Raw genomic sequence first — 14,549 nt, 5'->3', positions numbered from 1 at the left:
GCGCCCCTACAAACAGGACACAGGACATAATAAAATAAATATCAGGTTGGGAATTCCCTAAATCTCACATCTAGAGGGTGCTATGATGACCATCAATCAAGGCTTACAGCGTATAGGATATTGGAGTGCGATCGCAACATTCTTCTTTATCCCCTGTTACCCTGTCCTCGCCCAGATTACACCCGATTCCACATTAGGCGCTGAAGGTTCCTCAATCCTACCCGATGGGGTGGTTATCGATGGAGTAACCGCCGATTTAATTCAGGATGGCGCTAGCCGAGGTTCAGCTTTATTTCATAGCTTTTTAGAATTTAATATTAACGAAGGACAACGGGTTTATTTTGCCAACCCTGACGGAATTGAAGCCATTTTTAGTCGCGTAACCGGAACTGATCCCTCGGACATTTTGGGGACATTAGGCGTCAACGGTGCGGCTGATTTATTTTTGATCAATCCCAATGGAATTCTCTTTGGCGAAAATGCTCAATTAGATATCCGGGGTTCCTTTGTCGGGAGTACCGCCAATGGGGTGGTATTTGAGAATGGCACTATCTTTAGTGCGACTAATCCAGAAGCACCGCCATTGTTAACCATTAATGTGCCTTTGGGGTTGCAATATGGAAATCAGAATCCAGCCGCGATTACCAATTCTGGCAATCTAGAAGTCGGTGGAAATTTAACTTTAGTTGGTGGAACAATTAGCAGTACCGGACAATTAGCCGCCCCCGCCGGACATTTGGAGATAGCCGCCGTGAATGGAGATGCAACGGTGCAAGATGGGTTGGCGCAGTCGGCTATTTTATTGGCGAATAATAATTTAATTTTAGAGGAAAGTCAGTTAGTCACGGCTGGAGATTTAATCTTATTGGCGGGGGATACCGTGCGAGTGCGGGATAGTGTAGAGAATCCGTTTATTGCCCATGCAGGTGGGAATCTTTATATTCAGGGAAATCAAGGCATTGATATTTTGGCATTGAATCATCCAGGAACGCCGTTTCAAAGTGGTGGTGATTTGAGTTTAATTAGTAATGGGGTCATTTCTGGGGATGCTCATTTTGCCAGTGGGGGTCAGTTTGCGATTCTGAATTTAGCGGGAGAACCGGGGAATTTTATCAGTTTATATGACCCGATTATTAGTTCCGAAGGCGATGTGGTTTTGGGGGATTATACAGGGGTTTCGCTGAAGGTTGAGGCAAGAGGAAGTATTACCACAGGAAATATTCGGATTACGGGTGAAGATACGACATTAACGGAAGGAGATGATCCGGATATTAAGATATTGAGAGAGAGTCCAGCTTTAATTTTACGAGCAGGGGTAGACGAGTTAAAGAATCCGCCAACAACTTTAATTCCTGTTTATAGTGATGACTTTGAAGGAGACATTCCTGATGTATGGTCAAATACATCAACGGATATCACACCGAAAGGAAACCGTAGATTTTTGGGACGATTTAGCGGCTACGATGCTGCGACTTTGACACTCGATAATCTGCCACCACACAGCCAAGCCACAGTATCTTTCGATCTATTTCTTATCCAATCATGGGATGGTAACGCCGAAGTTTGTTGTAATGGTTTGATAATTGGACCTGACATTTGGGAGTTAAGTATTACTGGTGGTCAAACACTATTACACACAACATTTAGCAATCCAGACTCCAACTGGTCTCCTAATCAAGCCTTTCCCAAGGGATTTCCTGGTGGTGATAATCCTGGTCATACAGACGCTTCTGAGAAGAATTCACTCGGATATAAGTTCGGAGATGTTCTTAGCGATTCAGTCTACCAATTAAGCTTTACTTTTGACGACTTAGATAGTTCCCTTCAGCTTAACTTTTCTTCGGCTCTTCCAGGATACACAGGTATTCAGGATGAGAGTTGGGGACTAGACAATGTAAGAGTGTCAGTGGAGCCAATAGTTACCCATTCTACAGAAGTATCACCTGGAACCATTATCACTGGAAATCTTTCTACTCTAGGCGGACCCATCATTTTAGATGCAACCAGTGATGTTACTCTCAACGGCTCAATTAAAACAAATGGTGGAGATATTACTCTGGAAAGTGGTGGCATGATTGACACTAGAGCAGGTGAACTCACTTCCTATTCTAGAAACAATGGTGGAGCAATTACACTAACTGCCAACGGTGATATCAAAGCAGGTAGTATTACCTCTTCTGGTGACGTACTAGGCGGCAAGATTAATCTAATAAGCGATACAGGGATAATCTCAGTTGAAGGTCGCAGAACTATCCGCAGCTATACCTTTGGCACAAGCCAAGGCGGTGACATTAATATCACAGCACGGTCGATTTATTTAACCAATGGTGCGCGAGTGCTAACGGGTTCATTTGAAGATGGAGTCGGGGGAAATCTCACAGTGAAAGCTTCCGAATCTGTTGAATTGAGCGGAACTTCACCCGATGGTCAAATTCTCACTGTCCTATCCACCTCAACGGGAGGAAGTCAATCTGCCGGAGATTTGACAATTGATACAAAACGATTAATTGTTCGAGATGGCGCGGTTGTGGGTGCTTCCACTTCTGGTGCGGGTCAAGGCGGAAATGTAACCGTCAATGCTTCTGAGTTGGTTGAACTGATTGGTACTTCGCTAGATGGGTTTCCCAGTGGTTTATTCACAGATACCACTGGTACAGGAAATGCCGGAAACTTGACCATTAATACCAGACGCTTGGTTGCTCGCGATGGGGCGGGGGTATCTGCTTCAACGTATAGTACAGGCAAAGGAGGAAATTTAACGGTAAACGCCTCTGAATCAATCGAACTTAGTGGTACATCACGAGATGGATTTGCCAGTGGTTTGTATGCTCAAGCATTTGGAGATGGGGATGCTGGTAACTTGACAGTTAATCACACCCAAAATTTAAATATCCGAGATGGGGCAAAAATTACCGTTGCAACTGGTACAGCCGCAGATGCTAGGGTTCCTAATGTTCCCTCATTTGACCTTGGTGATGATATCGTTCTCCCCCCGTTTTCACCTGATGCGACGGGCAAAGCGGGTAACACAGAAATTACGGCTGATTTTATCCGTCTGAATAACCAAGCTGCAATTATCGCTGAAACTGATTCCAGTGAAGGTGGTAATATTACCCTCAACGTCAACGATATCCTACTCCTACGCCATAACAGTTCAATTTCCACCACCGCCGGAACTGCTCAAGCTGGCGGAAATGGAGGTAATATCCGGATTAATTCTCCCTTTATTGTCGGGCTTCCTTGGGAAAATAGCGATATTACCGCCAATGCATTCTTGGGGAATGGGGGGAGAGTTGATATCACCGCCAATAAAATTTATGGACTGGAATTTCGCCCTAGCCTGACGCCCCTTTCTGACATTACCGCCAGTTCAGAATTTGGTGAACAAGGAGTCGTTCAAATCAACGACTTAGAAATTGACCCCGACACCGGATTACTACAATTACCCGCGCCAGCTTCCCCACCCGAATTTGTCAATTTCTGTCAAGGGCGTTCTGACCAAACTCCCAGTCATTTTATCATCAGTGGACGCGGCGGAGTTCCGCCCACAATTTCCCAAGTAACGGGAACATATAACGTGTGGGAAGATTTACGTCCATTGACTCCCAGTAGCGATAACTCTCCGGCAAAAATTGAACCTGTAACCCAGAGGAGTTCAACGCCAATAATTGAAGCCCAAGGCTGGATAAAGTTACCCGATGGAACAATCGTTCTCACCGCCCAAGCGCCCAATGTTACCCCTAATACGGGTTGGCAAAATCCGCTACATTGTCAGAGTGCTGTTGAGTGATGATTAACCCGTAGGGGCGCACCGACGTGCGCCCAATTTAACCGTCAAATCTATGCCACAATTGTAACTGTGTCAGTCCGCCATCATGGGTTATATCATGTCCGTTTAAAGGACTTTCGGCACCATAGAGACGTTCCATGCAACGTCTGGAACAAACACACGCCATTTAGGGTAAGGGCACGATAATATCGTGCCCCTACAGGTAACTAGAAGGGTCAATTTTGTTACAGCAAAGCGTTAATTGAATCCCGATCGCTTCTGTTTAAATTCCGCAAACCCCACCCTAGGTTTTGTCGATCCAATAATTTCCTTGAAATCCCTTTTTTTGAGACAAAGGGGTTTTTGTTTTACATATAATGTTATAACATTATTACAAGCAGCTAAGGTATTGAACATTAAAGGAGAAAAAACCCATGACGTATCTACCCGCTGAAACCACTAGCCAGCAAGCCGATTCGGAATTAGGCATTACCCAACTCCTCTGGTTAATCAAGCACTACAGTGACATTGACTTCGATGCATCCCAAATGCACCTAACGGATGCAGAAGCCCAGGCGATCGCGCAGCTATTGATCCAGCAGGTGACCGCAAGCCTCAACGGTAAACTCATTGCTGGTACTTTAAATACTCTGCGTCATAGTCAAGAAATGGAGGAATTCACCGAACACTCAGGGCGGGTTTTGCAACCAAGTTGGGTACAACAATTTGTGTTTGTCCCTAAACCCGCCCCTACACAATCAACACGCAACGATTCTCCCGGTGAAGATGATGATAACCAATATCGTTATCCCACCGATTCTGATCATGAACTAGAGCCTCTATCAGTGCATAGCCCAACTGGATGCTACAATCCCCAAGGGCGACACAATCCCCGCCCAATTACTCAGCGTGAACAATACATCATTGACCTTTATTGTTACTGTGAATTAGGGATGACGCCAAGGCAGTTTTATGCCAAATGGGATGTCACGTATGAGCAACTTTCTCACATCTGTTCCCGTTCCCTGGGAACGGTTCAATGTTGGTTCAACCGAGGTGAAGGGTATCGCCCCCCTCAACCCGTTGATTTGCGTCATTTGGCAATCGTGGATTTTTTGTTAGAGCATTTTGAAGAATTACCCCCATCCCTGATTAATCTACTTTGTTCCTCTTGACACTGAATTGGGGAGTCTAGAAACCTGATTCGGGGCGGGTGTAGGGTGCGTTAGCGAAGCGTAACGCACCTTTACATCTGGATACAACCACGAAGATAGTTGTGAAACCCGCTTAAGTCAGCCCTCTTACTCCCCTCTCCCAAGCTTGGGAGAGGGGCTGGGGGTGAGGGCTGGAGACAAGTAGGGACAAAAACACACATAACTTTACATAACTTGCCTTGACAAACCGTCTTTGCCTGATTTATACCTGTTTATATACAAAGTGAGAGTTAAGTTCCAGGCTATAGGCTTGTTTCCGCTTTACCCGAAGCGCGATCGCACGCCAACACCAATCTGTATCCCAGAGGCATCAGTTATGTTATCCCATTCTACTACCCCGAATATTGATGAACTCCTGCAACGCTTAGAGACAATCCTGCTTCAGGCGTGGAGTGAGACAGGTTTTGGACATATAGAAGTCAGTAGCGAACGATTTAAGGAGGATAAAATACGGGTAATTCTTCAGGGTTCAACTCATTACCGTTATGTGATTACGAATCAGGAAGTTGAACAGAAGATGAACGAAAGTTGAACAGTCTCACCCAAAGAAACCGATAGTAGATGTCAGGAAAGTTATAATATAGCAACCGCCAAGACGGTTAGGACACCACGGATTTGTAGAGACGTTCCGCTGGAACGTCTCCAGACAGCGCATTTGTCCTGCTATACTAACCAAAATAACTCCTAATTTTAAGGAGAAAGCTACTATGTCAAGTAAAACTAGCCACCCAATGGGAAAAGTTTTCACAACTCTGACAATCGTGAACCGAGCCGACCAAATTAGAGCGGAAGATGGGACAATTAGCCCCGAACAAATTCGGTCAATTACACTGGAAAATGTATTAGTAGATACAGGAGCCACAACCTTATGTTTGCCACAAGACGCCATTGTCAAACTCGGATTAAAAATACTCAAAGAAGTAGACGTGGCTACAGCAATGGGCATTGGCAAAGCCCGAATTTTTCAAGATGCCAAGCTATCAATGTTTGGTCGGGAAGGAACCTTCGAGTGTTTGGAATTACCCGGCGGTGGCGATGCACTTTTAGGCGTGATCCCGTTAGAATCGTTGGGGTTAGAAATAGACATACAAAATCAAACACTGAAGCCCTTACCCATCAGTCCAACAGAAACCTATTTGACGATATTGTAGACAAGGAGAAAGGGCGCACACCGTCATTGGAGTCAACACGTCTCTACAATCAAGATTCAGTTCCTGTTGATTGGGAAACGATGAAAGCAATCGCCTTGGGTTCAAACCCAAGGCTGAAAGCTCAAGTCGTCTAAAGACGACTACATCTCTAGCTAGTCTGAGTCCATTTTAATGGACTTTAGCTTTGAGCCAGAAATTTATTTCTTGGCTCCCAAGCAACCGCCTTGGGTTCAAACCCAAGGCTGAAAGCTCAAGTCGTCTAAAGACGACTGCATCTCTAGCTAGTCTGAGTCCATTTTAATGGACTTTAGCTTTGGGTTCCAGAAATTTATTTCTTGGCTCTCAAGCACCAACCGCCTTGGGTTCAAATCCAAGGAACCCAAAGCAATCGCCTTGGGTTCAAACCCAAGGCTGAAAGCTCAAGTCGTCTAAAGACGACTGCATCTCTAGCTAATCTGAGTCCATTTTAATGGACTTTAGCTTTGAGCCAGAAATTTATTTCTTGGCTCCCAACCACCAACCGCCTTGGGTTCAAATCCAAGGAACCCAAAGCTCAAGCAACCGCCTTGGGTTCAAACCCAAGGCTAAAAGCTCAAGTCGTCTAAAGACGACTGCATTTCTAGCTAGTCTGAGTCCATTTTAATGGACTTTAGCTTTGGGTTCCGGAAATTGATTTCCTGGCTCCCCAGTCGGCAAATTTCCTGGCTCCCCAGTCGGCAACATTCCTCTTAATTGAGCAACCGCATTGGGTTCCGTAAATTGATTTCCTGGCTCCCCAGTCGGCAAATTTCCTGGCTCCCAAGTCAGCAACATTCCTCTTGATTGAGCGACCAACAACGATTGTAAATAAATCTAAAGTTTTCGGCTCACAGAGGAATTAAGTGTTACGATACTATCATTCGTTGGTGTTAGCCTTCTTGCTTCTAAACTTTCCCCAGCAAGAAGCAGCCCAGAAGCGAACTAAGCCAAAAATAGGGGAGAATCGCATAATCTATCTCCCCAGTCTGTAAGCCTTATCTCGTATAAGGTTCAGCCAAAAGTTTTCAAGATTGTCTCAGGTCATGTCGCACGGTTGAGAGGACTGGCACGGCTGAGACACAAGCACAAATCAGTCAATATCTGTTAGATACACCAGGCATTTGATGGGTGTGAGTCTCACGAAGCCGGTGAAGTGGATTTAAGTAATCCGCTTCTCCGGCTTTTGGTTTTTGTAAACACCTAGTTTTAAGAAAATTGGTGTGTAGATCACTGAGTTTATTTAGCAGTCTTCCAGACATATTGTATTTGACGAGGAACAATAATCATGTCTAATCCAAACTTCAATTTTAATGCTTTACAGTTTGGTTCTCAATACAAATGGAGTTCTAACAGCCTTAGCTTTAGTTTTGTCAATAATCAAACTGCTCCACTCTATTCACAAGATGCAATAAGCTCTCTAGGTTTAGGTCAGATAACAGCATTTCAAAATTCTGACATTGCTGATAATATTCGCGGCATCTTTAAAAAGATAGAGTCAGTTGTAAATCTAACCTTCACTGAATTTCAAGGCGGGGAAACAGTAGAAAATCGACCGCGTGGCATTGATTTGTGGAACTGGAATAAAGATGAATTAATTACACCAACTACACATTCATTTATCCCCAGTAACAATGGAAATGATGAAATAATTCGAGTCGGAGACTTACGTTTCATGTTTGCTAGTCTGCCTAACGCTCAAGGGACTACTTTCGGCATGGGCATACCGTATAATTTGTCTGGCGTTGATCAGACTACTTATGGGGATATCTACTTTAATCCTAACCAGACATATATGGATTTCGCCGATGGTGTTGGGAGTGCAGGATACGAAACAATAATTCATGAGATTGGTCATGCTTTGGGACTGAAACATCCTTTTGATGGTACACCAACATTATCGGGCGAAGAGGATAACAACGACAACACAGTTATGAGTTATACAAGTGTTGGTAGTCATGCAGCTTCGTTGATGCCCTATGATATTCTTGTACTACAAAGTATGTATGGTGCAGCAACTTATAACTCAGCAGACACAACTTACTCGTTTGAGCAAAACACTCATTATTACAGCGAACCAAATGGATATTTTGGTAGCCCTACAACTTCTTTGAAGCAAACTATATGGGATAGTGGTGGTACAGATACATTAACTCTTAGCCTTCTTCCATCACTTAGCTCAACTGATTACAGTTATTACGTTGATATGAATCCGGGTGGCATAATTACCACAATGTCTGCTCGTCATGCATTTAACAATGTCAATCAAAATGGGCAAATGCTGTTACCTCCTAGGCAGAATCAATCATACGCTTACTCTGTCTATCAAGAAGGTACTTTCATTGCCTACAATACAACAATCGAAAACTTGATTGGTTCAGAGTGGGGGGATTTAATCACTGGCAATGAGGTGGCAAATGATATTAGAGGTAATGCTGGAGATGATTCCATATATAGTGGTGCTGGAGATGACCAACTTTTTGGCGGAGATGGTAACGATGACCTGCGAGGAGAAGATGGAAATGATGATCTAAGAGGAGAAGACGGTAACGATACTCTTTACGGTGGTCTGGGAAATGACTCACTTTTTGGTGGTAAAAATGAAGATTATCTTTATGGAGAAGATGGAAATGATGATCTAAGGGGGGAAGATGATAACGATATTCTCTATGGTGGTGCAGGAGAAGACTCACTTTTTGGTGGTTCTGGTAATGATGACCTCCGTGGAGAAGACGATAATGATTACTTAAAAGGAGAAGACGGAAACGATACTCTCTACGGCGGTAATCATAACGATATCCTCGAAGGCGGTACTGGCGAAGACCAACTCTATGGCGAAGCCGGAAACGACGAACTAAAAGGAGATGACAATAACGACTTCCTCTACGGGGGTACAGGTCAAGATACCCTCTACGCAGGTACTGGCGATGATGACTTACGCGGTGAAGATGGAGACGATATCCTCCATGGCGAACAAGGGAACGATACCTTATACGGCGGGAATCACCAAGACCAACTTTATGGCGGATACAATCATGACATCCTCCACGGTGAAGCAGGCGATGATCAACTTCACGGAAATGAAGGTAACGACTATCTAGAAGGCGGCGATAACCACGACTACCTGTCTGGCGGCTACGGTTTTGATACCCTTTACGGTCAAGCCGGAAACGACCAACTCTACGGAAACGCCGGTGATGACTTCCTCGATGGCGGTAGCCATGCTGATCAACTCTATGGTGGCACAGGTCGCGACGTTCTCTATGGTCAATCCGGGAATGATTTCCTCAATGGCGAAGCCGATAACGATGTTCTCGACGGTGGTTCCGGTGTCGATACCTTAGCAGGCGGTACGGGAGAAGATACGCTTTATGGTCAAACCGATGACGATTTCCTCTATGGAAATGCAGGTCATGATGTATTAGAAGGCGGTGACGGAAACGACTACCTAGAGGGGAATTCCGGGGATGATATTCTCCATGGTCAAGCCAACAACGACCAACTCTACGGAAATCAAGGGAACGATGAACTCTATGGCGAAATTGGCGATGATTTCCTCATGGGAGAAGCCGGGGATGACCTGATTCATGGCGGTCGGGATAATGATACCGTGAGTTACCAAACCTCACCCAATGGCGTCATCGTTAATATTAACGAGTATCGCAACTATGACCATAACCGCAGCGATCGCGCGGCTAAAGAAGTTACCGATGTGAACCCCAGTAACTACTATAGCGACCTAGAACCGGATTTTACGATTAACTCCGGAACCGCCATTGACGGATTTGGCACCACGGATACGCTGAAGAACTTAGAACATATCATCGGGTCTGAATTCGATGATATCCTGATTGGCAATCACAAAGACAACCAAATCCAGGCGTTAGCTGGGGATGACTTAATTCTCAGTACCGCCGGAGAGGATCAGTTTGATGGGGGGAATGGTACGGATACCCTCAGCTTCCGCCGTGATCCGGGAAGTGTGTATGTCAACCTGGAAACGGGACGAGTGATTGATGGTTGGGGCGATATGGATATTATTATCCCTCACCAAGACAACAATTCCCTCTCCACGATTGAAAATGCGATCGGTTCTCGCCATGATGACGAAATAATTGGCGATAATCAAGGCAATTGGATTACCGCAGATAAGGGCGATGATACCCTGGATGGACAAGCCGGAAATGACTCCCTGTACGGCGAACGCGGCGATGATCAAATAATCGGGGGTTTGGGTCAAGACCAAATCTTTGGTAATCAAGGTACGGATACTATCTATGGTGACTTACAAGGCGTTACCGATCAAGGCGATGCTGATTATATCCGTGGCGGCGATGGGGATGATACGATCCACGCTGGCGGTGGTGATGATTGGGTCAAAGGCGATAGCGGATATGGCGATGATCTGATCTACGGAGATGATGGTGATGATACCCTAGAAGGCGGTGCTGGTGAGGATTTCATCAGTGGCGGAACCGGAAGCGATCGCATTTTTGGCGATGACGAGAATGATCAACTCTACGGTGATGCTGGGGATGACCATATTGTCGGCGGTACAGGGGATGATCAACTCGATGGTGGTGCAGATAACGACTATTTAGAAGCCAACGAAGGGAATGACCGACTCTTGGGTCAAGGGGGAGATGATTTCCTCTCCGCTGGAGATGGAGAAGATTCTCTCTGGGGTGGTGACGATAATGACTGGCTAGAGGGAGAAGCCGGGGATGACTACCTGGCTGGCGAAGCCGGAAATGACCATTTAGAAGGGTCTGATGGGAATGATGAACTCTATGGTCAACAGGGGGATGATCACCTGGATGGGGGAGATGGACAGGATTATCTCATCGGTGGCGATGGTGATGATGTCATCTTTGGACAAACGGGTGAAGATACCCTGGATGGCGGACAGGGTGAAGATGTTCTCATCAGTGGTGACGGTGATGACCTGCTGATGGGTCAAGCCGGACATGATATTTTAGATGCGGGTGCGGGTAATGATAGTTTATCCGGTGGTGATGATACCGATTTCCTCTATGGTCATCAGGGTGAAGATACCTTAGATGGCGGACAAGGGGATGATCATTTAGAAGCGGGTGACGGGAATGACCAACTCTACGGACAAGCCGGAGATGATCTCCTGGATGCAGGAACGGGGAATGATATCCTGTTTGGCGGAACTGGAAACGATCAACTGTTTGGACGCTTGGGGGATGATATCTTAGATGCTGGCGCGGGGGATGACCATTTAGAAGCTGGCGCCGGGGATGACTCCCTCTACGGAAAAGCCGGGAATGATTTCCTCAATGGTGGTGATGGACATGACCGTTTAGAAGGTGGCGACGGCGATGACCAACTGATTGCAGCAGCCGGAATCGATTACCTAGACGGCGGTTCTGGGGATGATAGTCTCAGTGGTGGCGATGATCATGATCAACTTTTGGGTCAGGCTGGGAATGATACCCTTGATGGTGGTTCTGGCGATGATAATCTAATTGGTGGTGATGATCATGACCAACTGTTGGGTCAATCTGGAAACGATGACCTGGATGGTGGCGCTGGTGATGATTTGCTACTGGGTGGCGATGGCAATGATCACCTGTATGGACAATCCGGTAACGATACCCTAGACGGTGGCGCAGGTCAAGATCATCTCTATGGTGATGATGGAGATGATGAACTTATCGGACAAGCCGGGGATGATTATCTAGAAGCCGGAGACGGAAATGACTTAGTATCCGGTGGCGACAATAACGATAAACTCTACGGAGAAGCGGGGGATGATACCTTAAATGGCGGTAGCGGTGATGACCGTTTAGAAGCCGGAGAAGGAGATGACCAGTTATCCGGTGACGCGGGTTTTGATTACCTAGACGGCGGATTAGGCAATGACCAATTAGCTGGCGGTGACGATAACGATCGCCTGTATGGTCGCCAAGGTAATGATACCTTAGATGGCGGCGCTGGGGTCGATTATCTCAATGCCGGGGAAGGGGAAGACCAGATTCTCGGTGGCGCAGGGAATGACCAACTCTATGCTGATGCTGGCAATGATACCTTAGCAGGCGGTGCAGATAATGATTACCTGGATGGGGGTGCAGGTGAAGACCTCCTCACCGGTGATGCAGGGAATGACCAACTTTACGGTCAACAGGGCAATGATACCCTGGATGGGGGTACTGGGGACGATTACTTAGAAGGCGGTGATGGGGAAGATGACCTCACGGGTGGTACTGGAAACGACCGTCTCTATGGTAAACGCGATCGCGATACTCTCACAGGTGGCGATGGCAATGATCTCCTGGATGGTGGCGATAGCAGTGACCAACTTAATGGAGATGACGGCAATGATACCTTATATGGTCGCGCCGGATTTGATACCTTAGCAGGCGGTGTCGGAAATGACGCCCTTTGGGGGGGTGATGACGCAGATATGTTATCCGGAGACGCCGGAACCGATGTCCTCCAGGGTGGCGATGGCAATGATCAGCTATCGGGGGGTGAGGGAAATGACCGCCTCTACGGGAACGATGATAATGATACTCTAGAGGGAAATACTGGCAATGACCTCCTCAACGGTGGTGCTGGTGATGACCAACTGATGGGGAATGCAGGATTTGACCGCCTCTATGGGAAGAAAGGCAATGACTGGTTAGATGGCGGGGATGGAAGTGATCAACTCCGGGGTGAAGCGGGTGCCGATACCCTATTCGGACAAGCCGGAACCGACTATTTAGACGGGGGTGATGGGGATGACCAACTCTATGGTGGCACAGAACGCGATCGCCTCTACGGACGTCAGGGTGAAGATTTCCTCGACGGTGGCGCTGATAATGACCTATTACAAGGCGGTTCCGGGGATGATCAACTCTATGGTCAAACGGGTGACGATATCCTGGATGGCGGTTCCGGTGATGACCTAGTTTGGGGCGGTGATCACAATGATACCCTGGACGGTGGTTCTGGGGATGACTATCTCGATGGCGGGAGTGGCAATGATCAGATTAATGGCGGTGGCGATAATGACCAAATTTTCGGTCAATCTGGTATCGATATCTTAAACGGCGGTTCCGGGAATGATTACCTAGAAGGCGGCTTAGACAATGACCAGCTTATCGGCGATCGCGGTAACGATCAACTCTATGGTCAACAGGGCGATGATTCCCTAGAGGGGAACGCCGGAAACGATTACCTCGAGGGCGGTTTCGGCAATGATACCCTAAAAGGCGATCGCGGTAATGACCAACTTTATGGTCAAGACGGTGAAGATATCCTCACTGGCGGAACCGACGATGATTACCTAGATGGCGGTGCGGATAATGACCAACTGCTGGGAGGTAAAGGCAATGACCAACTCTATGGACAAGCCGGGGATGACGTATTAGATAGTGGCAAGGGTGACGACTATTTAGAGGGAGGTTCCGGTGATGACCAACTTTTAGGCGGCAAAGGCGATGATCAATTATACGGTCAACAGGGAACCAATTATCTAGATGGTGGTGCAGGTCATGACTACCTAGAAGGCGGTGATGAGATGGACACGCTACTAGGACAATCGGGGGATGATTACCTAATTGGTGGTGATGGCGATGACCTTCTCAAAGGCGGTTCCGGTTACGACTGGTTAGAAGGTGGCGCTGGGAATGACCAACTCTACGCGGGTAGTGGTGATGATATCCTCGATGGCGGCATCGGTCAAGACCAACTCTATGGCGGAAATGGCATGGATACCTTTATCCTCGGTTCAGGTGCAGGTGTCGATACCATATTCAACTTTACCGTGGGCATGGATTGGATTGGTTTAACGGGCGGAATTACCTTTAATGATCTGTCAATTAGCCAAGGCACTAATAGCCAAGAAAATGACACCTTACTCACGATTCAGGACAGTGGTGAACAGCTTGCCACCTTAGCTGGGGTTCAAGCCAATACCCTCTCCAGTTTCGACTTCACGATCATCTAGAACCGCGATTGATCCAAGACAGGGGCACGATAGTATCGTGTCCCTACAAACGATCCGGTTTTAATTGTCAGTCAAAGGAACATTGCCCCAAAAAAGACCAAATTATGGCTTGACTTTCTGGTAAATTTCAGGTAATTTTATACAATGGGAAAATGTGCCGTCCTATAGACCCAAATTAACCGTAACCCGTAGGGTGGGTTAGGCAGTAATCAATCCAGGAAACAAACCCTTTAATTAACTATCTGCCGTAACCCACCGAGTTATCCTTGGCAACAGGTGAACCAACGAGGATTGCTAAACAAAATTAATGGATTTTTCCGTAACGATAGCGAGGGCGCAAGCCTTTGCGCCCCTACTAAAAAAATAGGATTAGGGGTTGATTTTTGGGGAGAGTTTTGGTATTTTTATATCATGGGAAAATATGCCGTCCTATAGACCCA

Annotated in this window: 6 protein-coding genes; 5 read left to right on the top strand and 1 reads right to left on the bottom strand. The window is 46.5% G+C overall.

Annotated features, from left to right (window positions below; genetic code table 11):
• The first annotated feature begins 82 nt into the window (after window positions 1-82).
• The 4 genes from RIC07_RS34315 to RIC07_RS34300 all read left to right on the top strand — a co-directional run bounded on the left by RIC07_RS34315 (window position 83) and on the right by RIC07_RS34300 (window position 6,134).
• Entirely contained in the window at window positions 83-3,790 is a 3,708-nt protein-coding gene (locus tag RIC07_RS34315) for a two-partner secretion domain-containing protein (RefSeq protein ID WP_446398422.1), read from the top strand.
• A gap of 413 nt (window positions 3,791-4,203) precedes the next feature.
• Window positions 4,204-4,944, top strand: a complete 741-nt coding sequence (locus RIC07_RS34310) for a hypothetical protein (RefSeq protein ID WP_446398421.1) — start codon at window positions 4,204-4,206, stop codon at window positions 4,942-4,944.
• 232 nt (window positions 4,945-5,176) lie between these two features.
• The gene (locus RIC07_RS34305; RefSeq protein WP_446398420.1) at window positions 5,177-5,515 is read left to right on the top strand and encodes a hypothetical protein; all 339 of its coding nucleotides are present in this window, start codon (window positions 5,177-5,179) and stop codon (window positions 5,513-5,515) included.
• A 175-nt stretch (window positions 5,516-5,690) separates the two neighbouring features.
• Window positions 5,691-6,134, top strand: a complete 444-nt coding sequence (locus RIC07_RS34300; RefSeq protein ID WP_446381708.1) for an aspartyl protease — start codon at window positions 5,691-5,693, stop codon at window positions 6,132-6,134.
• Window positions 6,135-6,773: 639 nt separating this feature from the next.
• Here RIC07_RS34300 and RIC07_RS34295 read toward each other — a convergent pair.
• A complete protein-coding gene (locus RIC07_RS34295; protein ID WP_446398419.1) occupies window positions 6,774-6,947 on the bottom strand; it encodes a hypothetical protein in 174 nt (57 codons plus the stop codon).
• A gap of 490 nt (window positions 6,948-7,437) precedes the next feature.
• On the opposite strand from RIC07_RS34295, the gene RIC07_RS34290 reads away from it, so the two are divergent.
• Window positions 7,438-14,109 (top strand): reprolysin-like metallopeptidase, encoded by a 6,672-nt coding sequence (locus RIC07_RS34290; RefSeq protein WP_446398418.1) that lies wholly within the window; start codon window positions 7,438-7,440, stop codon window positions 14,107-14,109.
• Window positions 14,110-14,549 lie beyond the last annotated feature (440 nt).

It is taken from the genome of Coleofasciculus sp. E1-EBD-02 (genome assembly GCF_040218245.1).
Taxonomy (GTDB): Bacteria; Cyanobacteriota; Cyanobacteriia; order Cyanobacteriales; family Coleofasciculaceae; genus Coleofasciculus.
This window is presented reverse-complemented; position numbering and strand designations above follow the sequence as displayed.

Excerpts from the sequence above, each read along its gene's own strand:
- RIC07_RS34315 (WP_446398422.1), top strand. The coding sequence starts at position 83 with ATGATGACCATCAATCAAGGCTTACAGCGTATAGGATATTGGAGTGCG.
- RIC07_RS34310 (WP_446398421.1), top strand. The coding sequence starts at position 4,204 with ATGACGTATCTACCCGCTGAAACCACTAGCCAGCAAGCCGATTCGGAA.
- RIC07_RS34300 (WP_446381708.1), top strand. The coding sequence starts at position 5,691 with ATGTCAAGTAAAACTAGCCACCCAATGGGAAAAGTTTTCACAACTCTG.
- RIC07_RS34295 (WP_446398419.1), bottom strand. The coding sequence starts at position 6,947 with ATGTTGCTGACTTGGGAGCCAGGAAATTTGCCGACTGGGGAGCCAGGA.
- RIC07_RS34290 (WP_446398418.1), top strand. The coding sequence starts at position 7,438 with ATGTCTAATCCAAACTTCAATTTTAATGCTTTACAGTTTGGTTCTCAA.